The organism is Arthrobacter sp. KKT183, from assembly GCF_055657625.1.
Map to the genome: position 1 here is coordinate 2,722,178 of NZ_CM145770.1, position 24,434 is coordinate 2,746,611.

The window sequence follows — 24,434 nt, forward strand, 5'->3', positions numbered from 1 at the left end:
CGCAGCGGGGATCAGGCGCACAACCCGGGAAGTTTTGTGCAGTTTCGGTGCGTTCCACGGCCGTCGAACCCACCGGACGTGCGCAAAAGTTCCCGAGGGGTTTCGGACAAACTACTGGTTGCTGGTTGCCGGGACCAGCTTCTCGAGCACATGGATCAGCCGATCCTCGAAGCCCTTCGGTGAGGAGTCAGTCAGATTGGCCAGCATCCGCACAACGAACCGCATCAGCACCGGGATCGGCATGCCGGTGCGCAGCGCGAGGCGAAGGATGGCCGGTTTACCGATGAGCCCCGCGAAGATCCGCCCGAGGGTGAAGTGGCTCCCCCACTGGTCCTGGATGTACGGCGCGTAGCCGGCAAGCACGGTGTCCCGCCCAATCCCCGGCGGAGCGGTGAACGACCGCTCGATGAACTCGGCCGCATACCGCGCCGACTCCATCGCATAGGAGATGCCCTCACCATTGAACGGCGACACCATGCCCCCGGCGTCCCCCAGCAGCAACAGTCCGGGTGAATAGTGCGGCGTGCGGTTGAACCCCATCGGCAACGCCGCACCGCGGATTTCGCCGACCTGGTTCTCCTCGGTGAACCCCCACCCGGCGGGCATCCCGGCAGTCCAGTCACGCAACACCTGCTTGTAATCGAGCTTCCCGAACGACGCCGAGGAGTTCAGAATCCCCAGGCCCACATTCGACGTGCCGTCGCCCACACCGAACACCCAGCCGTATCCGGGCAGCGGCTTTCCGGAGGCGTCCGGCAGCTCGAGCCAGCCCTCCATCCACGGATCCTCATGCCGGGGGCTGGTGAAGTATGTACGTACAGCGACGCCGAGCGGCCGGTCATCCCGCTTGGCCATACCGAGACTCACGGCGGTCCGCGTCGAGTTGCCGTCCGCAGCCAGCACGACGTCCGCGCTGAGTGTTTTCTGCTCGCCGGTTCGGCGCCCGTTGGGACCCAGAACATTGACGACGACGCCGGTCACCCGCCCGGATTCATCCCGTACTGCTTCGGTGACGGAGTGGCCCTCGAGAATCTGCGCTCCGGCGGACCGGGCGTGCGAGGCGAGCTGCTCATCGAAGCCGAGGCGCGTACGGACAAGCCCGTAGGAGGGGAAGTCGGACAGTTCGGGCCACGGGAGCTCCACCGTGCGGCCGCCGGCCAGCAGCCGCAGGCCCTTGTTCCGCCGCCAGCCGAGTTCCTCGCCATGCGGCAACCCAAGCAGCTGGATCTCCCGGACGGCGCGCGGCGTGAACCCGTCGCCGCACACTTTCTCCCGGGGAAAGTAGGTCTTCTCGACAACCGTGGTTTCGATCCCTGCGGCGGCCAGGTAGTAGGCGGCAGTGGACCCGGCAGGCCCCGCTCCGATGATGAGGACTGACACCTAGTTGGCAGCCCTGCTGCTGCGGCGCCGACCGCGCGTCTGTGAGGCGGCCGCCGTCGTCGTGATGGTGCCCTCCGGTTTGGTGGCGCGGTGCACCGCGACGATGCCGCCGTTGAGGTTGCGGTACGCGACCGATTCCCAGCCGCTCTGCGTGATCCAACCCGCGAGCTCGTCCTGGTTGGGCCAGGCTCGGATGGACTCGGCGAGGTAGACGTAGGCGGCGGGATTGGAGCTGACCTTGGTGGCAATCGCCGGGAGCGCCCGCATCAGGTATTCGGTGTACAGGGTGCGCCACAGCGGAACGACCGGCTGGGAGAACTCGGCGATGACGAGGCGGCCCCCAGGCTTGGTGACGCGGAGCATCTCCTCCAGCGCCCTGGTGGGCCTGTCCACATTGCGCAGGCCGAAGGAGATGGTGGAGGCGTCAAAGGAGTTGTCGGCGAACGGAAGGTCGGTGGCGTCTCCGGCGATGAAGTCGATATCCGGCCGGCGGCGCTTGCCCACCCGCAACATTCCAAGTGAGAAATCACACGCGACCACGTGTACGCCGGCGTCCGCGTAAGGCTCGCTGGAGGTGCCCGTACCGGCTGCGAGATCGAGCACCCGCTCGCCGGCCTTGGCGTCTACGGCATCAACAACGATCCGCCGCCACCGGTGGGTTTGCCCCAGCGACAGCACGTCATTCACGACGTCATACTTGGGCGCCACGTCGTCAAACATGGCTGCAACTTCGTCAGGACGCTTATCCAGCGATGCTCGATTCACTTTGTCATTGTCTCAAACATTGTCAGTGCCGAAAAATGCGGCCCCTCGCCTAGCGGAACGGGCGGGCTGCCGCTCGGGAGTACGCTAGAGCATCATGAGCAATCCGTCCCCTGCCGCAGTGGCGACGCCGCTGAATCAGGCGCCGGCCCTCCGCAGCATCACCTTTGAGCGGGGCGACCTCCAGCTCGACACCGGCCTCCTGGACTTCGTGGTCCGCAGTGATGTCCACACCTGGATCCGGCGCGGCGGAGGCATCGTTGCCTTCGGTGAAACGGCGCGCTTCACCACCTCCGGCCCCGGCCGCTTCGCTGAGGCTCAGGCCTGGTGGCGCGAGGTTGTTGCGGCGGCTGACGTCGTTGACCCTCTCGCCCAGCCGGGCAGCGGGCTGGTGGCGTTCGGCTCGTTCGCCTTCTCAAAGACGTCCCGTCACCTGTCGCGCCTGATAGTGCCGCGCATTCTTGTCGGCAGCCGGGAAGGCAAGAGCTGGATCACCTACATCACGGACGACGACGGCGCAGAGCTAAGTGCCTCAGCCGCCGAAGCGGAACTCGCCGCCTACCTCGACGAGGTGGAGCCCGAACGCAAACCCTGTTCGGGAGACCGGATTGCCCCGGGAATCCTGACCGAAGAGCAATGGATGACGGCCGTCAGCCGCGGGGTCGCGCACATCAGGGAAGGTGAGCTGAGCAAGCTCGTGCTGGCCCGCGATGTCGTCGCGGAACTCGGATCCCCGATCTCGACGTCGCAGGTGCTCCGCGAGCTCGCTGTCCGGTACTCCGATTGCTGGACGTATTCGGTGGACGGGCTGATCGGCTCCACGCCGGAGATGCTCATCAAGGTCGAGGACCAGACAGCCCGCGCCCGGGTGCTGGCAGGAACCCTCGACCGCTCAACCGCCCCCGCCGGTGAGAGCGGATACGCGAACCGAGTTCTGGCCGGTTCCGAGAAGCAGCAGCACGAGCATGAGATTGCGATCGACTCCCTTACACGGCAGTTGGAGCCCTTCACCCGGACCATGACCTCGCACAGCGAACCGTTTGTCCTTGAACTTCCCAACGTGTGGCACCTGGCGTCCGATGTAAGTGCGGAGCTCACGGTGGACAGCGAGGGCAACGTGCCGTCGTCGTTGGCCCTGGTGGAGGCGCTCCACCCCACCGCCGCCGTGTGCGGGACGCCCACTACGGTGGCGGGCGACCTGATTCGCGAGCTGGAACATTTGGAACGCGGACCGTATGCCGGGCCGGTGGGCTGGATGGATGCAACAGGAAACGGTGAGTGGGGCATCGCCCTGCGGGGCGCCGTCGTCGAGACCCCGACGCGGGTCCGGATGTACGCCGGGTGCGGCATTGTCGAGGCTTCCCAGCCGGTGGCGGAGCTGGCGGAAACGTGGAGCAAGTTCCGGCCGATGATCGAGGCGCTGGGCCTGCGGGCACCATTACGATCCTGACTCGATTGCTGTCGCGCTTGGTTACCAATAGGCAATTCCTGTAGCCTGTGATGCACATCTCTTTACCGATAGAATCGTCCATGACGTTTCATTACTCCGTCCCGAGTCTTTACTCCGTCCCGAGCTGAGGTACTGCATGTTTTCCAAGATTTCCAAGTCGCTCGCCGTTATGGCAATCGGCACCCTGGCACTAACCGCGTGTGGCGGCGGTTCCGAGTCCGAAGAGGGCGGCGAGGCAGCAGGTGGTTCCGAGTTCGACCTCGTATCCCCCGGTGCCCTGACCGTCTGCTCTGACATCCCCTACGAGCCGTTCGAATACGAGGAAAACGGTGAGTATGTCGGGTTCGATATGGACCTGATGAAGGAGATTGCTGCCGGACTTGACCTTGAGTTCACTGTGCAGGATGTCGGCTTCGACGGCCTGCAGTCCGGTGCCGTGCTTGCCGCAGGGCAGTGCGATGTCGGCGCCAGCGCCATGACCATCACTCCTGATCGGGAAGAGAACCTGACCTTCGCCGACCCGTACTACGACTCCCTGCAGTCGCTGCTGGTTCCTGCTGACTCTGACGTCGCCACTCTTGAAGACCTCGCCGGCAAATCCGTGGGCGTCCAGCAGGGCACCACCGGCGAGCAGTACGCCCGCGATAATGTCCCCGCAGACACCGAGGTAGTGGCCTTCCCGAGCGACGCCGAGCTCTACGCGGCGCTGCAGGCCGGCAACGTTGCCGCGATCCTGCAGGACCTGCCGGTGAACCTGAACCACACGCAGGAAGGCGAGTACACCATCGCTGCGGAGTTCGAGACTGATGAGCAGTACGGTTTCGCATTCCCCAAGGAGGGCAGCGAAGCGCTCGTCGAGGCTGTGAACACCGAGCTCGCGGAGCTGCGTGACAACGGCACCTACGACGAAATCTACAACACCTACTTCGAGGAGCAGTAAGCTTCCACGGACTTGCGGCAGTTCCAGCTTCTGGGACTGCCGCAGCCGTGTTCACCTCCTGAAAGATAGGTAAAACACGTGAGACCATCTACCCGCAAACGCTTGTTCCGCGGAGTCCTGTACGCAATTTTCATCCTTGCCGTCGCTGCCGTCATCCTCGTTGCCGACTGGGAAGCAATACGTACCAACTTCTTCAACCTCGATGTTGCGGCTGAAGCCTTTCCCACGGTCGTCACCGAGGCCGCGAAAAACACCGTCGTCTACACGGTCATTGCCTTCATCGGTGGAATGATCGGCGGTCTGATCCTGGCGCTGATGAAGCTTTCTCCGGTGGGTCCCTACCGCTGGGTTGCCACTGCCTACATCGAACTTTTCCGCGGCCTCCCGGCGCTCCTCGTCATCTTCGGTTTCGCGTTCGCCGTGCCGATCGCCTTCGAGTGGCGTCCGCCGGGAGGTTCGACCGGCGCCGGTTTGATTGCGTTGATCGTTGTCTCCTCGGCCTACATCGCTGAAACAATCCGCGCGGGCATCGAGGCTGTGCCCAAAGGTCAGGTTGAAGCGGCACGCTCGCTCGGTATGCGGCCCTCGTGGACACTGGTGTCCGTGGTGCTGCCGCAGGCATTCCGCATCATCACTCCACCGCTGACCAACGAATTGGTCATCCTGATCAAGGACACCTCGCTGCTGTTCATCGCGGGCATGGCGCTCGGCGACAGGGAACTGACCACTTTCGCGCGCGACACCGTGTCTTCGCAGGCAAACTCGACGCCTCTCGTTCTTGCCGCGCTGTTGTACCTGATCATCACCCTCCCGCTGACCCAGCTGGTTGCCAAACTGGAACGCCATAACAAGAGAGGCCGGTAGGTCATGGCCGAACTGCAAACAACGGGCGTACCCGCCATTGAAGTACGCAAGCTGTGCAAGTCCTTCGGGGACAACGAGGTGCTCAAGGGCATCGACTTTCACGTTGATCAGGGCGAGGTGGTCTGCGTCATCGGCCCGTCCGGATCGGGCAAATCCACATTGCTGCGCTGCGTCAACCGGTTGGAAGAGCCCACCTCGGGAACCATCATCGTTGAGGGCGTCGACATCACCGATGAGGACACTGACCTGGACAAGGTGCGTACCCGCATTGGCATGGTGTTCCAGCAGTTCAACCTGTTTCCCCACCTCACGGTCCTGCGGAACCTGACGCTCGCCCAGATCCGCGCGAAGAAGCGGGGCAAGGCGGAAGCTGAGGAAATCGCCCGCCGCAACCTGGACAAGGTGGGCCTGGCGGACAAGGTCGATGCGTTCCCGGCTCAGCTTTCCGGCGGCCAGCAGCAGCGCGTCGCCATCGCCCGGGCGCTTTCGATGGACCCGGACATGATGCTCTTCGATGAACCGACCAGCGCACTCGATCCGGAGCTGGTCGGAGACGTCCTCGACGTCATGAAGCAGCTTGCGCGTGATGGCATGACCATGATGGTGGTCACCCACGAGATGGGCTTCGCCCGCGAGGTCGGCGACCGCGTTGTCTTCATGGACGGCGGCGTTGTCGTGGAGCAGGGCAAGCCGGATGATGTCCTTGGAAACCCGCAGCACGAGCGCACGAGAGGCTTCCTCTCGAAGGTTCTCTAATTGTGATTTGAGGGCCGTTTCCAAACGGGTTGGTGCGTGCAAAAATATACGCACCAACCCGCCTGGTCTCCCCTACCCCAGGAATCCCATGTCCGAGCTTCCCACCGCCGGACGGCCGCGCCTGAGAGCGCGGTTCGCCGCCGTCGTCGTCGTTTGTTTCACTCTGCTCACCGGGCTGCTTACCGCACCGCCGGCCGTTGCCGCGCTCCCGGTGAATGACCCCGGCAACATCCAGGTGCTGGTGACCAAGTCCCGGCCGCTCAATCCCCTCCGGTACATTGCGCCGGATCTCGTGTTCTTCCCCGGGACCAACTATGTGCTCCGGCGTGAGGTGTCGGCGAATCTGCAGAACCTCTTCGCGGGTTCCAGGAGCGCCGGCGCGCCGCTTGCCGTGGTCAGCGCGTACCGCTCCTATGACCAGCAGGCTGCGCTGTACAACTCGTACGTGGCCCAGTACGGCCAGGCGGTCGCGGACACCATTTCTGCCCGTCCCGGCCACAGCGAGCACCAGACCGGGCTGGCGGTCGACGTCGGCAACCTCAGCGGCTCATGCGGCCTCAACGCCTGCTTCGCCACCACGGCGGGCGGCCGCTGGGTGGCAGCGAATGCGCACCGGTACGGGTTCATCATCCGCTACCCGGACGGGTATCAGTCCACCACCGGCTACACCTTCGAGCCGTGGCACCTGCGCTATGTCGGCAGGTCCGTGGCCACCGAGATGCGGACCCGAGGCATCCCCACCATGGAGCACTACTACAACGGCTCCAACCCGCCCATCAAGCACTCCTCCGACGTGGTCGCAGTCGACTCGACGGGAACGTCGTGGACATATCCGTCAAACTTCCTCAACGGGTTTCGTCCGCGTGCGCGGCTCGGCGCCGGGTGGTCCACGCTCAAGGCGGGCTTCAGCACCGACTGGAATGCCGACGGGCTCCAGGACATCCTTGCGCAGTGGAATGACGGCCGGTTGACGCTGTACCGCGGTCAGTTCGGCGGCGGATTCCGGGCGCCGATCAGCATAGGTCATGGTTGGGGAAGCTACGACATCACCGTGGGAGCCTGGCTCCGCGGCAGCCGGTTCCCCTCCGTGGTGGCGAAGGACGGTGCAGGCGTGCTGTGGCACTACGCGAACACCGCCGGCGCCGGTTTGTCAGCGCCCGCCAGCATAGGCCACGGCTGGCAAAACCTGCGCCTCACTCAGGCCGACTGGGATCGCGACGGCAACCAGGACATCCTCGCCATCCGGACCAACGGACAGCTGGCACTGTACCGTTCCACAGGAGCCGGTGCGTTCGTCAATGAAGCCCGGCGTGTGATCGGCCATGGGTGGCAGGGGATGGACAGTGTGAAGGCCATTGCCGGGTTCCAGGGTCCCGGTTCATATGGTCTGCGGGCGCGCTCAGCTGCGGGAGAACTTCGGTACTACCCTATGCCGGGCAACCGGTGGGGAGCTGCCGCGACCATCGGCCACGGCTGGCAGACCTACCGGCTGTTCCGTTGAGCGGGGCAGTCTCGGCGCCCTGCTCCGCTGGATGAGGCTGAGCTGCGGTCAGCGCCCGACGGCGTCCAGCACCGCCTGCTTCACCCGCGCGTGCATGGCACGCAGCGCGGCGCGGTCGGTCCGCACCTCCAGGACCGACCGGCCCCTGATCGGTTCCTCCAGCGCTGCGTCCAGCTCGTCGGCTGTGCTGATCAGACGATGCGGCACGCCGTACCCCTCCGCCAGAGCGGCGAGGTTAGCGAAGTGCGGCGTGCCGAACAAGCGTTCGACGGCGGATCCATAACGCTCCAGCGTTGCCGGGTTCCCATGCTCAAGCAGCCCGAAGATGCCGCCGCCTGAATCATTGAGCACTACCACCTGCAGGTCCGGTTCCTCTTCGCCCGTCCCCAGCAGAAGGCCGCCGGCGTCATGGAGGAAGGTCAGGTCACCGACAAGGAGCCGGGTGGGGATTCCGGCTGCGAGCGCGATTCCGGCTGCGGTGGAGATGGTGCCGTCGATCCCGGCGAGACCCCGGTTGGCGTACACCTCGAGCGGGTGCCAGTCACCCGTGGCCATCAGGTCCACATCGCGAATGGGGTTGGAGGACCCGAGCACGAGATTGTCCGTCGTGTTCTCCCACACTGCATCCGCCACGTGCAGTCCGGTCAGCACCGGCTCGTCCGCGAGATGCAGTTGCAGAGCGGCCTCGGCGCGGGCCCCGGCTTTCCGCCATTCGCCGAGCCAACCGTCTGCACCGCGGCCGGCAAAGGCCAGCAGTTCATCGAGGGTGCTGATCAGCCGTTCTGAGCGCCTGCCCTCCTCGAACCACGCCTGCGGCTCGGGCACATACAGGGCGCGTTCCACGTCCGTCCTGGCCAGCAGCGCCGCCACCGGCCGGGAGAGGGTGGGCCGGCCAAAGACAACAACGCGCTCGATCTGCGGGCCGAACCGCTCGAGAAGCAGCCGGTACGCGACGATCACCGACGAGCCGAACCGGGCGTTCGACGAGGGCTCCGCCAGTAACGGCAGGCCTAGATGCTGCGCGAACACCGCCGCCAGCTCCCCCGCACCGTGCCCGGCGACCACAACGGTGCGCGCGCCGTCACCGGAAGGTGCAGGCGTCGTCGTCCGTTGTGGTGCGGTTGTTATGTCTGGTGCTGTGACTGCGCTTGTTGCTGTCGCCGTTCCGGGCTCCGTTCCCGCCTCACTGCGCGCTGCCCCAGCCGAGCCCGCGGCGCCGTCAATACTCGGCACCAACGGGTCCCGGAACGCCAGGTTCACGTGCACCGGACCGGCCGGACCGCTGGCTCCGCGCGCTTCGGCGAGCGCCCGGGCGAGGAAGGGGGCAGGATCGGTTCCGGCGGGGACATCCATGGCGGCACGGACGTGGACACCGAACAGTCCCGGCTGCCGGGTGGTCTGGTTGGCGCCGGTTCCACGCAGCTCCTCCGGGCGGTCAGCAGAGAGAACCACGAGGGGTACAGCGGCATGATTCGCTTCCATGACCGCCGGAAGCAGTTCCCCCACAGCGGTTCCGGAGGTGGTGACGACGGCGGCCGGCCGCTGTGCACCGAGCGCGAGGCCCAGCGCGGTGAAGGCACCCACCCGTTCATCAATGCGCACGTGGATGCGGAGCTCCCCGCGCTCCGCTGCCTCGGCGAGCGCGTAGGCCAGAGGTGCGCTGCGCGATCCGGGAGCGAGAACGACGTCGGTGATTCCGGCGGCAGCGAGGGCTGCAGTCACGCGGCGGGCTGATTCGATAGAGTCCACTCCCCCATCCTCACATCCCTACGCACCACGTCAGGGAACTTTTGCGCAGATCCGGCGGGTCGACGACCGGTCGAACCCACCGGAGCTGCACCAAAGTTCCCCTGGGTGGCTACTTGGCGTCGCGGCCCCCGCGGTTGTCGTCCGTCCGCGGCTTCCCCTTGCCGTGTCCGCGGCCAGGCTTGTCATCGCCCTTGCCTGCGCGCTCAGCCGGGAAGACCTGGATGACCGACGGGCGCGGCAGGGCGCCTTCGCCGCGCTTCGGAGCAGTGCCCGCCTCGACGTAGTCGGGGAACAGGGAGTTCTGGGCGCCCCAGGCACCGTCCTCTCCCGGGTGCTGAACGGCAACGAAGACGTTGCGCTCATCGTCGTGGATGATCGGTCCGCAGGTCTCGCCGTCGCGCGGAACCGAGAGGAACTGGTCCACCCGGCCGCGTTCGCTGCCCTCGAGGCCCACCCGGAAGAGTCCGTCACAGTAGCCGATGGTGCCCGGCTGACCGTCGGTGGAAATCCACAGGTTGCCGGCAGTGTCGAACGCCAGGTTGTCCGGGCAGGAGATCGGGGACACCTTGTCCTTCGGGTAGCCGCTGAAGTAGGTGCTCGAGTTGGTGGCGGGATCACCGCAGACCATCAGCAGGTTCCAGGTGAACCGTGTGGAGGTCTGGTCGCCGCCGTTTTCAGTGAGTTCCACGATGTGCCCGTCACGGTTGCGGGTGCGGGGGTTTGCCTCGTCCACCGGAGCCTGGCCCGGTACGCCGCGGTTGGTGTTGTTGGTGCACGCGACGTACACCTTGCCGGTTGCCGGGTTGGGCTCCACGTCTTCGGCGCGGTCCATCTTTGTGGGTCCCACCTTGTCCGCTGCCAGGCGGGTGAAAACCGCAACCTCAGCGGCGCTCATGCCCGGAACGGCGGACTCGTTGTCAATGATCAGCGGCAGCCACTCGCCGACGCCGTCAAATGCACCATCGGAGGGAAGCGCACCGGTGCCGTCGATTTCCGGAACGGAGTTGCCCTGGAAGCGGGCCACATACAGCGAACCCTCGGAGAGCAGCTCCATGTTTGCCCTGCGGTCCTCGGCGCTGTTTCCCGTGCGGACGGTGTTCTTCGAAACGAACTTGTAGAGGTAGTCGAAGCGCTCATCGTCGCCTGAATAGGCAACCACGCGGCCGTCGCCCGCAACAATGACGTTTGCACCCTCGTGCTTGAAGCGGCCCAGCATGGAGTGCTTCTTCGGTATGGAGTTCGGATCGAATGGATCGACCTCCACGATGTAGCCGAACCGGTTCGCTTCGTTGGCGTAGCCGGCGTTGCGGGTGTCGAAACGGGGCTCATCGGTTTCCCACGCGCGCCCGGTGGGCCGGGATGTGAGACCGTAGCGGCGGTCGGCGTCGGACGTTCCCGGGGTGATGAAGTAGCCGTTGAAGTTTTCCTCGCCGGAGAGGATGGTGCCCCACGGCGTGGTGCCGCCGGCGCAGTTGCCCAGCGTACCGAGAATGGTGCGTCCTGCAGGGTCATCGATGGTCTTCACGAGCTCGGATCCGGCCGCTGGGCCCGTCAACTCGTACGGGGTATCCAGGAGGTAGCGGCGGTTGAGGCCCGCGCCCACAATGTAGCTCCACGGCGCGTTCTTGTTCTTCCGCTCAAGCTGGACGACGGAGAGCCCGTGAGCCGCGCGGGCAATGGCCCGTACTTCGCCGGCGGGAAGTTCCGGCGGGAACATGATGCTCTCGTTGGTGTATTCGTGGTTGGCAAACAGGACGGCGCGGCGGCCTTTGCTGCCGGGAATCTCGACGATGTCGGTGTAGTCGCAGTTGTAACCGAACTGCTGCGCTTGCGCGGCGGCGCTCTGGTTGTTGGCGTCGAACGCCGGAGCACCACGGAACAGCGGGTCGCCCCAGCGGATCACCGGACGCCAGGCGAAACCTTCGGGAACAGTGAAGTCGTCAACGAGCGCGTCCACCGGGTCGATCGGCGTGAACTTCAGCTTCCCCTTTCCACCGTGGCGCTTCATCGCTACGGCGGGTGCAATGCCCGTTCCGCCCGGCGCCAGCTGCGGTGCGTTGGCGCCGATGAGCATGGTGAGGGCGCCCACGGCTCCTGCGCCCATGACGCTGCGGCGGGAGAGCTCGTTGGAGACAATGTCGCGGAAGTAGTTGTTGCTGCTGGTGTTGCAGACCGCGGACGCGCAGGCGTTGTCGCACTTCAGTGCGCAGGTGACGGCGCTGCGCTTGCCGTTGGTGTGGCCGAGCATGGGCAGGAGACGGCGCTTGGTGTCGCTCACTTGAGGAACCTTCCGGTGTACAGATGTGGGGTCCGTCCCACCCTGACAAGGAAAATGAACCTTTGGAGGGTCCTTCGGTGAACGCAAACCCAACGACCGGCGAATACCGGCCGTCACGCATTGCCGGATCCCTACAGCTTCCCGGACACCCGCTTCAGCCGCTCGAGCCACCAGTTCGCACGGTCCCGCGGAGCCTCATGACGATCAAGAAGCTCTTCCGTAACGGTGAGCGGCCGCACCGGCAACCAGCCGCCGTCGGGCAGTAGCGGCTCAGGCGATACGTCGCCGTCCATCAGCGACAGCGTTGCCAGCCCACACGCATACGGCAACTCCGGCAGCGACGCCGCCAGGGCCACTCCGGCTTGAATTCCCACCGAGGTGTCCAGTGCAGAACTGACGACCGCGGGAAGTCCCGCCTGCGCCACGATGTCCAGTGCCCTCCGCACGCCTCCGAGCGGCGCGACCTTCACAACGATCAGATCCGCCGCGTCCTCCCGGGCGACGCGCAGCGGGTCTTCGGCTTTCCGGACGCTTTCATCAGCGGCGATGAGCACCGGGAGTCCGCGCCGCTGCACTTCCAGCCGCACTGCGCGCAGGTCTGCTGTGTCCATCACGGGCTGCTCGGCGTACTCCAGCGAGTAGGGGGCAAGAGACTCCAGCGCGGTCAGTGCCTCGGCCGTGCTCCAGCCGCCATTGGCGTCGATGCGCAGGTTTGCCTCCGGGAGGAGGCGGCGCACCTCCGCCACGCGCGCGACGTCGTCGAAAAGGGACTGCCCGCGTTCCGCCACCTTGATCTTGACCGCGCTCACCGCGCCGAACCGCGCCAGGACAGATTCGACGCCGGACGCCGGCACCGCAGGCACGGTCGCGTTCACCGGTACACGGCTGCGCACCGGCGTCGGGTATCCGTGCCAGGCGGCTTCCACTGCGGCGCGGAGCCACGTAGCCGACTCGTCGTCGTCGTACTCGGGAAAGGGTGAGAATTCGCCCCAGCCGGCCGGTCCCTGCAGAATCAGGGCCTCGCGATGGGTCAGTTCGCGGAAGCGGACGCGCATCGGCACGGAGACGACGCGCGCCGACGCCAGCAGTTCCTCGACAGTGGGTTGCTTCATGCCACCAGCGTAGTGATAACGAGTGGCCAAGTTATTCCCAAGTTCTATCCGCGATTGTTTCTTCAGCAGGCGACCGTCCTGCGGATCATCCTCGGGGCCCGTCCGCTCCGTCACGAAAGGATGCGTGATGAATTCACGAAGTCCCGTTACGTCCGTTCCAACGGCTAAAGCGCCGCGTTCACGCAGGCGCACCCTTCCCCTGCTTGCCGGAACCACCACTTTGGCCCTTCTGGCCGGCGGAGCGTCCGTCGTCATGGCAGCCAACCCGCCGGTAGGTCCCGGCAACGTTGAAATCTTCACCAAGCGGGACATGGTGGCCATTGAGGGCTACACAGCCCAGGCAGGCCAGGATGCCACCATCAAGGTCACCCGCGACGGGAACCTGATCGGCATTGCCCACGGGGTGGTCGACGCAACCGGCTTCCTCGAGGTGAACCACCCCGGCGGCGTCTGCTGGGATGTGGTCACGCCCAACATCACCGGCAAGGATGTGGTCAGCGTTGAGTTCGCGGATGGCAGTGGAGACGGCGCCAACGCCGGAACCGCCGTCATCACCTCCGTGACGAGGGAGGACCTTCCGGCCACCGATATCGCAGGAGACGTCGAGGGCAGGGTTGTCGTCAAGGGTACCTACGGCACCGACGTGGACACGGCACGCATGGGTGTGGAGATCGTCAATCCGGACATGCGGGACATGGGGATCGGCGAACGGGCAATCGGCTGGCCGGATGATGAGGTACCGGCGGGCTACACCGTGGATGGTACGGCCGCAAACGGCGCGTTCACCGTCACGTACGGGTTCTTCTCGAAGGCGGAACAGGACGCAGCCTTCGCGGGAGATCCGTCGGTCGCGAGCTGGCAGGCCGAGCCGGCAACTGTCGAGGCTCAGCTTGGCCTGACCATCTCCGAATTCAAGGAGATCGACGGCCCGGGCTTCGGTGGCTGCCCCGCCGGTCCGGCAGGGCAGGCCCCCAACCAGCCCACCGAGGTTTTCGCGAAGGCGTCCGGCAACGGCACCCTCACGGCGACCTGGGCACCAGCAACCGTTCCCGCGGATGCCCCGGCTATCACCGGCTACCAGGTGATCGCGGCGGATACCGTGCTCGGCCAGGAGGTAAGCATCAAGGTTGGATCCACCGCCACCACGGCCACCATTCAGGGCCTTGTAGGCGGACAGGTCTACCCGGTCAGCGTCGTTGCACTCAACGGTCAGGCGAGCATGCCTGCCTCCGGCGGCAACGTCACCGTTTCTGCGACAGCAGTCTCCGAAGCCACTGCACCAACGGCTCCAGGCAGCGTGGCAGTAAAGGACGGCACCCTGGCCGGATCGGCGGATGTCACGTGGACAGCTGCAACCGCCAACGGCGCCGCAGTGACGGGATACCGCGTCGATGCGACCACCAGTGCCGGTGTCGCAAAGACCGTCACGGCTGCAAGCGGCGCAACCTCCGCGTGGCTTGAAGGACTCACGCCCGGCACGGCGTACGGCATCGTCGTCACCGCGCTGAGTGCCGCAGGTGACACGTCTGCAGCCCCGACAGCCTTCACTCCCGTGCAGGCCACTCTCCAGGCGCCTGCGGCACCGAAGGTCGTGCGTACCACTGTGGGCAACCAAAGCGCTACGGTCGAATGGCAAGCGGCCGTTGCCGCGAACACGCCGATCACGGGTTACATCCTGACCGCCACGCCGGCAACGGGAACACCGGTGACGGTGACAACAGACGCCGCAGCCCGCACCGCAGTGCTGAACGGGCTCACCAACGGTACGGCGTACTCACTGAAACTTGTCGCAACCAGCGCGGCAGGCAACAGTGCACCGGCGACCTTCGGCACAGGGGCTTCGGCAACCGTCACCCCAGCCGACCAGCTCACGGCATCGGCGCAGTTCCGCTCCGACCGCCGTGAATGGCGAATCACCGGGACGGCAACCATCACTGCCGGTAATACGATCACTGCGCGGAGCACGAATCTCGCCCGGTCGGTGATTGGTACGGCAACCGTTGCAGCTGACGGCAGCTGGACCATCCGCACGCGGAACTCAACCGCCCCGGCGACGGCGACCATCACCATCTCATCCTCGGCCGGCGGATCCATCACGATACCTGTCTCAACACGGTAGCAAGCAGTGGCACCCGGTTCCGCCCGCACCTGCCCCGGTGCGGGCGGAGCTGTGCCGCGTGCCTGGACAAACCCGCCCGATTCAGGAACCAACGCGGCGCTGTGTCAGTGTTAAACAGGTGAACACCCAGCACTCGAGAACGGCACGCCGCTTTTCCACAGCCGCACGGCACCCAGTGCTGTTTGTCCTCGGCGCGCTTGGGTGCTTTGTCGCTTTGGGGTGGACCTACTGGGCGTTTGTCCGCACCACCACTGGGCAGTTTGCAGACGAGTCCGCGTGGGCGGAAGCGGGCATAGCTGCACCCGATACCCAGGGCCCCTTCCTTCGGTTCCTCGACAGCCTGCCTCTGATCTCGGTGTTCATCGCCGCAGCGGTGATTCTGTTTGTGACACTCGGACGACGGCGGTGGGCGGCTGCCGGAATAGCGCTCGGCACCATCATCGGCGCCAATCTCACAACGCAGATCCTTAAGAACGTCCTCTTTGACCGTCCGGACCGCGGGGTGCCCACGCTCGATTTCAACTCACTTCCGTCCGGGCATACAACGCTGGCTGCCTCTGCCGCTGCCGCGATCTTCCTCGTTGTATCCCCCCGCTGGCGCCCGCTCGCGGCAGCCGCCGGCGGCACCTACTCCGTTCTGGCGGGGGCCGCGACGTTCATCAATCTGTGGCACCGGCCGGCCGACGTCGTGGCCGCGTACCTGGTGGTTGGAGCCTGGACGCTCATCGGCGGGCTCCTGATCCTGCGCTCCGGAAACCGCTGGAACGTGTGGGAGGGATTTGGACGGTTCTGGGGTGCGTCCCGGGGCTGGCTGGCACTGTGCTGGATCCCCGGCCTGCTGGGCCTGGCGCTGTCCCTTGGTCTCTACGTGTACGTGCAGGCAATCGGCCCTGCTCCTGTTCCGGGCACGGCCGGCGTTCCGCTGTTCTTCTGGTCCGGCCTCTCCCTCATCGTCGGAGTCGGTTACACGCTGAGCGCTACGGCTTGCTGGCTGTTCGGCTCCCAGGCTCGGCTGCAGGGCGCCGCGAGCTGAGCCTCGGCCGGGCCTTTTCGGCGGCACGCTACCGCTGACGCCCCCGCGGCTCTCTCGGCGGCACCCACAGCCACAGGACAACCGCCCCCACGAGTCCCAGCGCGCCCGTTGTCCAGATCCCTCCCGCCAGGGACGCGGCCGCCGTCACGGCAGACACGGTTCCCGGACCGGCCATGGTCCCCACATCCGTCAGCAGGCGCCAGATCCCGAGGAACTGCGGCCGCCCAGGCGATGGTGAGAAGTCTGCTCCGAGCGTCATGACGATCCCGGAGCCGATCCCGTTGCCGAACCCGATGAGCAACGCGACGGCCAGCAGGCTCAGCGCGTCACGAGTGAGCGGCAGGAGGAGCAGCGACACTCCCATGATCAGCATGCAGGGCACCGCCACCCAGCGCCTGCCGTAAAGGTCCATCACCTTGCCCGCGGGGTAGAAAATCAGCATGTCGATGGCGCCGGAGAGACCGTAGATGAGCGCCGTCGTTGCGGGGTCAAGCCCTATCTCCTGAGCCCAGAGCGGCAGGACGGCCTGCCTGGTGGCCCGGACCGCGGCAATCAGCAACACGCCCAGGCCCACTGTGCCGAAGACCCGGGCGTGGCTCCGGAAGATGGCCTGGAGGGTCGGCGGCGCCGCAGCCGCAGCCGCCGTGCCCTGGCCGAGGGACGCGCGCGGACCACCCAACTCGGGAACCTGGAAGCTGAGGACAGCGGCAACGAAGGTAGCTCCGGCACCCACCCAGTAGGCGCCGTCGAGCCCCAGGAAACTCATGGCAAGCGCGCCGGCGAACGGCCCCAGAAAGACACCGATCCGGGTCACTCCACCGAGGGTCGAGAGCGCGCGCGCCCGGAAGTGAACGGGCACCGCCTCAGTGAGGTAGCTCTGGCGGGCGAGCCCGAACACCGCCCCTGCCATACCGACCATGAAGATCGCAGCCGCGAATACGGCCAGGTTAGGCGCCGACAGCGCAAGGATCATCGCCGCCGAGCACCAGAGCGACGCCGCTACCAGCGCCCACCGCTCCCCAAACCGGGAGGTGATCAGCGTCGCAGGTACGTTGGTGACCAGCGATCCGATGCCGGTGAGCGTGAGGATGAGCGCCGCCGTCGCCACATCGGCGCCGAGCTCAGTGGCAGAGAGCACGATGACCGGGATGATGGACCCCGTTGCCGCGCCGTACAGGAGTGACGGGCCGTATGCGCCAACGGCAATCTTTCGGAGGTTGAACGGTTCCTGGGGCACCGTTCACACGCTAGCGCAGTGCAGTGTCCTTCCGCGGAACCAGGAAGAAGCCGACGACGGCGAGAACTCCCGCTATGCCCTCGGCAACCGCGCTGAGCGTCTTCTCGAAAAACCACAGCGGTTCATACATGGCCGGAATCGGGCCCACTTGCGGGAGCTGGATATAGACGGACAGCACGACGGCGGCGAAGGCCGAGAGCGCAACCAGCGCGGCGATGGCGTAGGACAGGCGGCTTCCGCGAATCAGTACGTAGAGCCCCGCAAGGATGGCCGCCACGGCTTGGATGCGGAAAAGAGTCCCGCCGCCCATGCCGTCGGGGTAAGCCTGCTGGTACTGGGGAGCAAGGATGAAGTGCACGTAGGCGTCGACAGCCAACCCCAGCGCAATGACCACGCGGATCACCATCAGCAGCGGAGCCGAGCGTCCGCGCCCGCGGGCAACGCGCCCGTGCGTTGCCGCGTTAGCCATCGCTGCTCACCACCAGCGTCCCCGTCATGTTGGGGTGGTAGGTGCAGAAGAAGGGGTACTCGCCCGGTTCGGACGGCGCAGTGAAGGTCACGGTCTCGCCGCCCTGCACAATCGCGTCGAAGTCTTCGGTCTCAGTGGTGGTCACCGTGTGGGGTGCGGTGTCCTCGTTGACTACCGTGATCTCCGCCCCCGCGGGCACGGAGTCGGGCATCTCATACTCGAAATTTCGGATGGTAATGACGATTTCCTCGGCCGGAGCCTCTTCCGTGGGCTCCTCCGAAGCTGCCCCGCTGGGCGCCTCCGAGACCGCTTCGCTGGGCTCCGCAGCTGCGGTTGTCTCCTCTGCCGTGGGCTCGGCCGCACTACTGGTCTCGGCCGGCGGCGCCTCACTGGTCGGCTCGCCGCCTGAACCGCAGCCGGCCACTCCAATGAGCGCTGCAGCAAGGACCAGGCCAAGGGCACTACGCGTGATTTTCATTGCTCTCCATTCCGGCGGGATTCACCACCGGCTTCCCCGGGAGCATGCATCCCTCTCACCTGGTCTTCGCTGTGGGAAGCCGGATGAACTGCAGAGACAGAGTGATACTGGCGCTATCAGTCTTCGTCCAGCCGCCCTTGCGATGATTGTTCACAGAGAGTACACCCGTGAAAGGTGAAAATGACCCGGTTCCCAAGGAATCCACAGGTTCTCCGCGTGGTCCTGCTGGGGATCGACGGAGCGGGCAAAACAACGGCCGCGCGGTCAGTTGTTCGCAAGCTCCGGGAGGACGGCATCGAGGCGGCGCTGTTTCGCAATCCCGGCGGCCGGCGAACCCTCGACCGCTGGGCGTCACGGCACTCGCACACCGCTCAATCCCTGCTAGGAAGCCGCCTCCTGGATGCAGTCGAGAGTTTCCTCCGCGTGCTTGCAGTGCTGCGCTCCACGCTGCAGGCACGGCGACGGCGGGGTGTCGTTCTCTTTGACCGCCACCTGCAGTGCCAGCTGGCCTTGCGGCGGGAGCGGGGTCTTGACGCCGGCCGACTGCTGCCCTGGTTACTGCGCGTTCTGCCGCAGCCCGATCTTGTGGTTTACCTCAGCGTTGACCCGAGCACGGCGCAGACCCGCGTTGCTTCGCGGAATACCGACGAGGAAACCTTTGAATTCCTCACTGCGCTGGACGCTTCCTACCGGCAGTTGCCCGGGTTCGAGGACTACGCCCTCGTGGATGCGAACGGGACCGCGGCAGAGATTGCCGAGGCGCTCGCGAAGCACATCGAGGCCCGGCTCCGCACGCGCGGTTCGTCGTCAGTTGCTGCTGCCCTGGCGCTCCAGCCACTTCCAGTGCGCGAGGGTACGCAGGCGAGTCAGTAGCGCCCGCGACTGCTCGGGGCCGTACGGGAGAATCGGGATGGCCTTGGTCATGTCCACCGATGCCTCGTCCATGGCCACCTTCGTGACCCGAACGGCGCTGCGCATCTTGTTCAGCTGCGTGGCCACAAAGTCGACGTCCACCGGAGCACCATGACCGGGGACAAAGACGTCATACAGGTCATCGAGCGCCGTGATCTTGCCCAGCGTGCGGATCCACTCCGCCGGGAAGGAATCCTCAAAGCCGGGGTCTGCACCCTCCTCGACCAGATCACCGGTGAACAGCACGTTGCCGGCGCCGACCAGAAGGTCGTTGTCCGTGTGACCGAAGCCCAGGTGGAACAGGGTGACCGAGATACCGCCGAGGTCCAGATCCACCGGCGATCCCGAAACGTGCCTGTCGGCCGGGTGGATAGCCGTGTGATCACCGCGGTTCTCGGCCATCGCCGGCTCTGTCTTGCCAACTTCCGCACGCTGTTCCTCGCCGCTCTCGCGAACGACTGCGGCGCACCGGTCAGTTGCCCAGAAGTCCTCAGCGCCGTGGGCGGCAAAATACGCGTTGCCGAACACGTGGTCGAAGTGCGAATGGGTGTTGACCACGCATAGCGGCAGGTCAGTCAGCCCACGCACAGCGTCGAGGATCCGGGCTGCTTGTTCCGGCCCCGCCCCGGTGTCTATCACGAGCGCCCGGTCCGTTCCCACAACCAGTCCGGTGTTCAGGCCGAAAGGATCGGTCCGAAGCATCCACACGCGGTCTCCCAACTGGGTCCAGGGGTGGGACTGTTCGTCTTCTCGCTCGGACATGGGTTCCTCTCTGGTGGCGGCTGTCCGCTAAGCGTAATCGTCAGAGGTCCGCGAGGACGCCGCCCGGGTTCTCTATTGCGTCGGCAACGTAGCGCAGGAAGCCTCCGGCCACACCACCGTCGCAGACACGGTGGTCAAAGGTCAGCGTCAGCTCGGTCACCTTCCGGACGGCGAGCTCGCCGTTGACGACCCACGGCCGGTCAATGATCCGTCCCAGCCCGAGGATCGCGGCCTCCGGGTGGTTGATGATCGCTGCACTGCCGTCCACGCCGAACACACCGTAGTTGTTCAGCGTGAACGTACCTGAGGTGAGTTCCGCGGGTGTCGCCTTGCCCTCGCGTGCGACGGCGGCAAGACGCCGGATCTCCGCATCCAGTTCCCGTGCGCTCATCCGGTCGGCCCGCTGAACCGCGGGAACCAGAAGCCCGCGGTCGGTCTGCGCGGCGATACCGAGGTTCACGCCGTCAAACTTCAGGATCTCCGAGCTACCGTCCTCACGCTCGACGATGCGCGTATTCAGTTCCGGGTACCGGGCGAGCCCGGCCAGTGCGAACCGTGCGACAAATGCCAGCAGGCCGGGCGTTGCATCCGGCTGCCTGCGCTTGAGCTCGGTGCGCAGGTCAAGCAGCGCGCTGGCATCGACGTCCACCCAGACCGTTGCTTCCGGGATCTCCCGCCGACTGCGGGTCATGGCCTCGGCTACCGCCTTGCGGACGCCCCGGACGGGGATGCGCTCAGCGATTTGCAGACCACTGCGGCGATCCTGGTCCACTCCCCCAGCGGTGCTTTGCTGGTTACTGGTGGTTTGATTCCTGCTGGTGCTTTGATTCCTGCTGGTGCTCTGCTTGCTGCTGCTCGGCAGGGACTCCTGCTTTTCGCCGGACGTGCCGGCGGAAGCCTGCAAAGCGCGCTCGACGTCCCGGCGCAGGACCATGCCGTCCACGCCCGTACCCTCGACAGAGGACAGAGTGAGGCCGGCATCCCGCGCAAGCTTGCGGACCAGCGGCGAGATGCACAGCACTGCACGCTGCTCGGACGCTGCCACAGGTGAGTCCTGCGTCTGCGTTGCCGGCACTTCAGCGGTCTCCGGCGCTTCCATGCTCGCCGGCGCCTCCGCTGCCGCAGCGGAGGTTGAGACCGCGGCTGAACCGGCGTCGCCCCTGCGACGCCGGGTCCGGCCTCCGGTACCGGTTCTGGGGGTGCCGTAGCCGATCAGGACATTGCCCGAACCTTCACCCGACTCTGCAGCTGATTCCGCGGCGTCCGGCGCTGCGGCGACCTCCGCGTCCGTAGGCACGCTGACCCCGGCTCTTTCCTCCTCGCGGTACGCCTCAGCGTCAGGGTTACCCGTGGAAGCTGCTGTGGCAGCCACTGTCTCGGCCGCTGCGCCGTCGGGCCGCACCGAGATCAGGGGCGCGCCAACGTTGATGGTGGTCCCGGCTTCACCGTGCAACTGGGCAACGACGCCAGCGAACGGAGAGGGTACCTCCACCATGGATTTCGCCGTCTCCACTTCGGCCACCGGTTGGTCGACGGAGACGGTGTCCCCCTCGGCCACGAGCCAGTTCACCAGTTCGGCTTCGGTCAGGCCCTCACCGAGGTCAGGCAGCAGGAACACCTTCACCGAGGGGCTCGTTGTCATGGCGCTCATGCGTCCTCCCACTGCAGTTCATCCACGGTGTCGAGGATCCGGTCAACGCTTGGCAGGAAGAAGTGCTCGAGCTTGGGTGCGGGATACGGAATGTCGAACCCGGTCACACGCCGCACGGGGGCAGCCAGTGAGTTGAAGCAGCGCTCCTGCACACGGGCAACGATCTCGGCGGCGACCGAGGCGAACCCCGGTGCTTCCGCAATGACGACGGCGCGTCCCGTCTTCCGCACGCTGGCGGTGACGGTCTCGTCGTCGAACGGCACGAGCGAGCGCACGTCGATGACTTCCAGGCTACGCCCTTCGGCCGCAGCCGCTTCAGCGGCGGCCAGCGCCGTCGGCACGGAGGGTCCGTAGGCAATAAGGGTGGCGTCGGTTCCGGAGCGGGCAACCACGGCGCGGCCCACCGTTGAACCGGTAATGGCGGCGTCGTCGGCTTCCTTGCGAAGCTCGTCCAGATCCAGTGTCTCCTTGGTCCAGTAGAGCTTTTTCGGCTCAAGGAAGACCACGGGATCGGGGAAGCGGATGGCGTCGCGAAGCATCAGGTAGGCATCGCGCACGGTGGCGGGGGCCAGAACCGTAAGCCCGGGTGTGTGTGCGTAGTAGGACTCCGAGGAGTCGCAGTGGTGCTCCACTCCCCCGATGCCGCCGGCGTAGGGGATGCGCATGACCAGCGGCAGCTTCACCTTGCCCTTGGTCCTGTTGGACATTTTCGCGACGTGGCTGACCACCTGCTCGAAGGCGGGGTAGGCGAAGGCGTCGAACTGCATTTCGACGACGGGAGTCATCCCGTTCATCGCCATACCGACTGCCATGCCCATGATGCCGGACTCCGCGAGCGGTGTATCGAAGCAGCGCTCCTCGCCGAAGCGCGCGGTAAGCCCGTCCGTGATCCGGAAGACGCCGCCGAGCGGGCCGACGTCCTCGCCGAAGATGATCACGGAGGGGTCAGCTTCCATGGCATCGGCCAAGGCGGTATTCAGCGCCTTGGCGAAGGTGAGCGGCTGGAGCCCTGTCTTGTTCGCGGTTGCCTTTTCGGCCGAGCCGGATCGAACTGCGGTGTCAGTCATGGCTATGCACCTTCCCGTGAGAGTTCGTCGGCCAGGAGTGCGGCCTGTTCGCGCAGTTGGCTCGTCTTCTCGGTGTAGACGTACTCGAAAAGGTCTGTCGGGTTGATCTCCGGCTCGGAGTTGAGCCCGTCCCGCAGGGTGCTGGCCGTCTCTTCGGCCGCCCCGGCGATACGCTGCTCCTCTTCTGCGGTGAGGAGGTTCAGGTTGCCCAGGTAGGTGCGCATGCGGGTGATCGGGTCTTTTGGAACCCACTCGTCGACGTCGGACTGGGCCCGGTACCGCGACGGATCGTCAGCGTTGGTGTGCGCCTGCATGCGGTAGGTGTGGGCTTCAACGAGTGCCGGGCCACCGCCGTCGCGCGCTCGGTCAACTGCTTTGCCCAGCACGGACAGCATGGCAGCGAGGTCATTGCCGTCCACGCGTTCGCCGGGCATGCCGTAGCCGATCGCCTTGTGCGCCAGCGACGGCGCCACGGTCTGGTGCTTCAGCGGAACCGAGATGGCGTACTCGTTGTTCTGGACCAGGAAGACCACCGGCACGTGGAACACGGCTGCGAAGTTCAGGGCCTCGTGGAAGTCACCCTCGCTGGTGGCGCCGTCACCGCACAGGGCCAGCACCACGGTGTTTTCACCGCGCAGCTTGGCCGCGTGGGCCACGCCGACGGCGTGGAGCAGCTGGGTAGCCAGCGGCGTTGCCTGGGTGGCGGTCTTGTACTCGTAGGGGTCATATCCGGAATGCCAGTCGCCCCTCAAGAGCGTCAACACGCCAAGGGGATCCACGCCGCGCGTGATGACAGCAACGGTGTCCCGGTAGGTCGGGAAGAGCCAGTCATCCTTTTCAAGCACGACGGCGGCAGCCACCTGGCAGGCCTCCTGCCCGTGCGATGAGGGGTAGACAGCCATCCGGCCCTGCCGGACCAGTGCGTTGGCCTGATCGTTGATGCGGCGGCCGACGACCAGCTTCTCGTAGGCGCTGAGGAGAGCTTCGCCGTCGGGCAGGGGGTAGCGGTCATTGTGAATGTGCTCGCCGCTGGGGTCCACGAGCTGGACCGGCTGGGCGGACGGGAGCATGTATTCCTCCGCCGTAGGGCCCTGGTCACTGCTGCGACCGGTGGGCTTCATTGACTCGCCGAACTGGTTGTTGGCGGAGTTGCCGGTTGAAATGGTCATACTGCCTCCCTCAGCCGTTCCACTGGGAGGGACGGCTTCGCTGCCTTGGCATCCTCGGCCCATGGCTGAGGAACTGTATCTGTTGCTCAATTATGCGTTTGCCATCCGATTCGTATCCACAATCCGGCAATATCGTGGAAGAATAGTCGTTCTGTGGCTGATTCTGCAGACATATCGACAATGTGAGCTGGATAACTAACAAGGGTGTAGACAGATGGCGGAACAGCCGCTCGATGAAGTGGACCGGAAGATCCTCGCCGAGCTCACCCGCGACGGCCGGCTCTCAGTCACGGCGGTGGCCGAGAACGTTCACATCTCCCGGGCGCACGCGTATTCCCGGATTGCGCGGCTGACAGAAAGCGGCGTGCTGACGAAGTTCACTGCACTGATCGACCCGATCAAGGCGGGACTCCGGTCTTCGGCTTATGTGACGCTGAAGGTGCGCCAGCATTCGTGGCGAGAGCTGAGGGAGCAGCTGCGTGCCATCCCGGAGGTGCATCACATTGCACTGGTGGGCGGTGATTTCGACGTCATCCTACTCGTTCGCGCTGAAGACAACGTGGATCTTCGTCGGGTCATTTTCGATCAGCTGCAGTCCATGCCGGGCGTGCTGGATACCCAGACCTTCCTTGTGTTTGAGGATATGGATACGCGCTAGTCGCGTGCTGCGTTCGGTCCGGTGTGTGCTCGCATAAGGCACGCATCGGGCTCCCTCACCGGGCATCTTTGCGGGCAGGTCTTACGG

General features: G+C 65.7%; 21 protein-coding genes. 9 read left to right on the forward strand and 12 right to left on the reverse strand.

What is annotated here, in order from left to right; genetic code table 11:
• Positions 1-111: 111 nt before the first annotated feature.
• A complete protein-coding gene (locus tag ACZ2GY_RS12935; RefSeq protein WP_277359343.1) occupies positions 112-1,380 on the reverse strand; it encodes a geranylgeranyl reductase family protein in 1,269 nt (422 codons plus the stop codon).
• A complete protein-coding gene (locus tag ACZ2GY_RS12940; RefSeq protein WP_471672057.1) occupies positions 1,381-2,145 on the reverse strand; it encodes a demethylmenaquinone methyltransferase in 765 nt (254 codons plus the stop codon).
• Between the two features lie 94 nt (positions 2,146-2,239).
• On the opposite strand from ACZ2GY_RS12940, the gene ACZ2GY_RS12945 reads away from it, so the two are divergent.
• The 5 genes from ACZ2GY_RS12945 to ACZ2GY_RS12965 all read left to right on the forward strand — a co-directional run bounded on the left by ACZ2GY_RS12945 (position 2,240) and on the right by ACZ2GY_RS12965 (position 7,653).
• Entirely contained in the window at positions 2,240-3,592 is a 1,353-nt protein-coding gene (locus ACZ2GY_RS12945) for an isochorismate synthase (RefSeq protein ID WP_471672059.1), read from the forward strand.
• A gap of 136 nt (positions 3,593-3,728) precedes the next feature.
• Positions 3,729-4,532, forward strand: a complete 804-nt coding sequence (locus ACZ2GY_RS12950) for a transporter substrate-binding domain-containing protein (RefSeq protein ID WP_346027261.1) — start codon at positions 3,729-3,731, stop codon at positions 4,530-4,532.
• Positions 4,533-4,610: 78 nt separating this feature from the next.
• Positions 4,611-5,396, forward strand: a complete 786-nt coding sequence (locus ACZ2GY_RS12955; protein ID WP_346027262.1) for an amino acid ABC transporter permease — start codon at positions 4,611-4,613, stop codon at positions 5,394-5,396.
• Positions 5,397-5,399: 3 nt separating this feature from the next.
• On the forward strand, positions 5,400-6,152 hold the full coding sequence (locus ACZ2GY_RS12960; RefSeq protein WP_277359338.1) for an amino acid ABC transporter ATP-binding protein: 753 nt from the start codon (positions 5,400-5,402) through the stop codon (positions 6,150-6,152).
• Positions 6,153-6,240: 88 nt separating this feature from the next.
• On the forward strand, positions 6,241-7,653 hold the full coding sequence (locus tag ACZ2GY_RS12965) for a D-alanyl-D-alanine carboxypeptidase family protein (protein WP_471672060.1): 1,413 nt from the start codon (positions 6,241-6,243) through the stop codon (positions 7,651-7,653).
• Positions 7,654-7,701: 48 nt separating this feature from the next.
• On the opposite strand, the gene menD is transcribed toward ACZ2GY_RS12965, so the two are convergent.
• The 3 genes from menD to ACZ2GY_RS12980 all read right to left on the reverse strand — a co-directional run bounded on the left by menD (position 7,702) and on the right by ACZ2GY_RS12980 (position 12,792).
• On the reverse strand, positions 7,702-9,402 hold the full coding sequence (menD, locus tag ACZ2GY_RS12970; protein ID WP_471672061.1) for a 2-succinyl-5-enolpyruvyl-6-hydroxy-3-cyclohexene-1-carboxylic-acid synthase: 1,701 nt from the start codon (positions 9,400-9,402) through the stop codon (positions 7,702-7,704).
• Positions 9,403-9,511: 109 nt separating this feature from the next.
• On the reverse strand, positions 9,512-11,650 hold the full coding sequence (locus ACZ2GY_RS12975; RefSeq protein ID WP_471673594.1) for a PhoX family protein: 2,139 nt from the start codon (positions 11,648-11,650) through the stop codon (positions 9,512-9,514).
• A gap of 161 nt (positions 11,651-11,811) precedes the next feature.
• Complete coding sequence (locus ACZ2GY_RS12980; protein WP_471672062.1) at positions 11,812-12,792, reverse strand: o-succinylbenzoate synthase; 981 nt, start codon at positions 12,790-12,792, stop codon at positions 11,812-11,814.
• A 127-nt stretch (positions 12,793-12,919) separates the two neighbouring features.
• On the opposite strand from ACZ2GY_RS12980, the gene ACZ2GY_RS12985 reads away from it, so the two are divergent.
• Together ACZ2GY_RS12985 and ACZ2GY_RS12990 are read left to right on the forward strand one after the other, a co-directional pair.
• Positions 12,920-14,911: a fibronectin type III domain-containing protein gene (locus ACZ2GY_RS12985; RefSeq protein ID WP_471672063.1), complete on the forward strand. Its 1,992-nt coding sequence runs from the start codon at positions 12,920-12,922 to the stop codon at positions 14,909-14,911.
• A gap of 118 nt (positions 14,912-15,029) precedes the next feature.
• On the forward strand, positions 15,030-15,944 hold the full coding sequence (locus tag ACZ2GY_RS12990) for a phosphatase PAP2 family protein (protein ID WP_471672064.1): 915 nt from the start codon (positions 15,030-15,032) through the stop codon (positions 15,942-15,944).
• 28 nt (positions 15,945-15,972) lie between these two features.
• Here ACZ2GY_RS12990 and ACZ2GY_RS12995 read toward each other — a convergent pair whose 3' ends face one another.
• The 3 genes from ACZ2GY_RS12995 to ACZ2GY_RS13005 are packed head-to-tail and all read right to left on the reverse strand — an operon-like array spanning position 15,973 to position 18,128.
• Complete coding sequence (locus ACZ2GY_RS12995; protein ID WP_471672065.1) at positions 15,973-17,181, reverse strand: MFS transporter; 1,209 nt, start codon at positions 17,179-17,181, stop codon at positions 15,973-15,975.
• A gap of 10 nt (positions 17,182-17,191) precedes the next feature.
• Positions 17,192-17,650, reverse strand: a complete 459-nt coding sequence (locus tag ACZ2GY_RS13000; RefSeq protein ID WP_471672066.1) for a hypothetical protein — start codon at positions 17,648-17,650, stop codon at positions 17,192-17,194.
• Positions 17,643-18,128, reverse strand: a complete 486-nt coding sequence (locus ACZ2GY_RS13005; protein WP_471672067.1) for a cupredoxin domain-containing protein — start codon at positions 18,126-18,128, stop codon at positions 17,643-17,645. Before ACZ2GY_RS13005 ends, ACZ2GY_RS13000 begins: the two co-directional genes overlap by 8 nt.
• 180 nt (positions 18,129-18,308) lie before the next feature.
• Between ACZ2GY_RS13005 and ACZ2GY_RS13010 the strand changes: the two genes are divergently transcribed.
• Entirely contained in the window at positions 18,309-19,001 is a 693-nt protein-coding gene (locus tag ACZ2GY_RS13010; RefSeq protein WP_471672068.1) for a dTMP kinase, read from the forward strand.
• Here ACZ2GY_RS13010 and ACZ2GY_RS13015 read toward each other — a convergent pair.
• The 4 genes from ACZ2GY_RS13015 to pdhA are packed head-to-tail and all read right to left on the reverse strand — an operon-like array spanning position 18,936 to position 23,689.
• Positions 18,936-19,802, reverse strand: coding sequence for an MBL fold metallo-hydrolase (locus ACZ2GY_RS13015; protein WP_277357697.1), 867 nt, complete (start codon positions 19,800-19,802; stop codon positions 18,936-18,938). The two genes, ACZ2GY_RS13010 and ACZ2GY_RS13015, sit on opposite strands and share 66 nt — an antisense overlap.
• Positions 19,803-19,842: 40 nt before the next feature.
• A complete protein-coding gene (locus tag ACZ2GY_RS13020; protein WP_277357698.1) occupies positions 19,843-21,453 on the reverse strand; it encodes a dihydrolipoamide acetyltransferase family protein in 1,611 nt (536 codons plus the stop codon).
• Positions 21,450-22,520, reverse strand: coding sequence for an alpha-ketoacid dehydrogenase subunit beta (locus ACZ2GY_RS13025; RefSeq protein WP_346027273.1), 1,071 nt, complete (start codon positions 22,518-22,520; stop codon positions 21,450-21,452). Before ACZ2GY_RS13025 ends, ACZ2GY_RS13020 begins: the two co-directional genes overlap by 4 nt.
• 2 nt (positions 22,521-22,522) lie before the next feature.
• Positions 22,523-23,689: a pyruvate dehydrogenase (acetyl-transferring) E1 component subunit alpha gene (gene pdhA, locus ACZ2GY_RS13030; protein ID WP_471672069.1), complete on the reverse strand. Its 1,167-nt coding sequence runs from the start codon at positions 23,687-23,689 to the stop codon at positions 22,523-22,525.
• Positions 23,690-23,903: 214 nt separating this feature from the next.
• Here pdhA and ACZ2GY_RS13035 point away from each other — a divergent pair, with 214 nt between their 5' ends.
• Complete coding sequence (locus tag ACZ2GY_RS13035; RefSeq protein WP_056543672.1) at positions 23,904-24,347, forward strand: Lrp/AsnC family transcriptional regulator; 444 nt, start codon at positions 23,904-23,906, stop codon at positions 24,345-24,347.
• Positions 24,348-24,434: the final 87 nt, after the last annotated feature.

What these genes read in the sequence shown, in the direction of transcription:
- ACZ2GY_RS13015 (WP_277357697.1), bottom strand. Translation starts at nt 19,802, where the DNA reads ATGTCCGAGCGAGAAGACGAACAGTCCCACCCCTGGACCCAGTTGGGA.
- ACZ2GY_RS12960 (WP_277359338.1), top strand. Translation starts at nt 5,400, where the DNA reads ATGGCCGAACTGCAAACAACGGGCGTACCCGCCATTGAAGTACGCAAG.
- ACZ2GY_RS12950 (WP_346027261.1), top strand. Translation starts at nt 3,729, where the DNA reads ATGTTTTCCAAGATTTCCAAGTCGCTCGCCGTTATGGCAATCGGCACC.
- ACZ2GY_RS13000 (WP_471672066.1), bottom strand. Translation starts at nt 17,650, where the DNA reads ATGGCTAACGCGGCAACGCACGGGCGCGTTGCCCGCGGGCGCGGACGC.
- pdhA (WP_471672069.1), bottom strand. Translation starts at nt 23,689, where the DNA reads ATGACCATTTCAACCGGCAACTCCGCCAACAACCAGTTCGGCGAGTCA.
- ACZ2GY_RS13020 (WP_277357698.1), bottom strand. Translation starts at nt 21,453, where the DNA reads ATGAGCGCCATGACAACGAGCCCCTCGGTGAAGGTGTTCCTGCTGCCT.
- ACZ2GY_RS12980 (WP_471672062.1), bottom strand. Translation starts at nt 12,792, where the DNA reads ATGAAGCAACCCACTGTCGAGGAACTGCTGGCGTCGGCGCGCGTCGTC.
- ACZ2GY_RS12965 (WP_471672060.1), top strand. Translation starts at nt 6,241, where the DNA reads ATGTCCGAGCTTCCCACCGCCGGACGGCCGCGCCTGAGAGCGCGGTTC.
- ACZ2GY_RS12975 (WP_471673594.1), bottom strand. Translation starts at nt 11,650, where the DNA reads ATGCTCGGCCACACCAACGGCAAGCGCAGCGCCGTCACCTGCGCACTG.
- ACZ2GY_RS13010 (WP_471672068.1), top strand. Translation starts at nt 18,309, where the DNA reads ATGACCCGGTTCCCAAGGAATCCACAGGTTCTCCGCGTGGTCCTGCTG.
- ACZ2GY_RS12985 (WP_471672063.1), top strand. Translation starts at nt 12,920, where the DNA reads ATGAATTCACGAAGTCCCGTTACGTCCGTTCCAACGGCTAAAGCGCCG.
- ACZ2GY_RS13035 (WP_056543672.1), top strand. Translation starts at nt 23,904, where the DNA reads ATGGCGGAACAGCCGCTCGATGAAGTGGACCGGAAGATCCTCGCCGAG.
- ACZ2GY_RS13025 (WP_346027273.1), bottom strand. Translation starts at nt 22,520, where the DNA reads ATGACTGACACCGCAGTTCGATCCGGCTCGGCCGAAAAGGCAACCGCG.
- ACZ2GY_RS13005 (WP_471672067.1), bottom strand. Translation starts at nt 18,128, where the DNA reads ATGAAAATCACGCGTAGTGCCCTTGGCCTGGTCCTTGCTGCAGCGCTC.
- ACZ2GY_RS12945 (WP_471672059.1), top strand. Translation starts at nt 2,240, where the DNA reads ATGAGCAATCCGTCCCCTGCCGCAGTGGCGACGCCGCTGAATCAGGCG.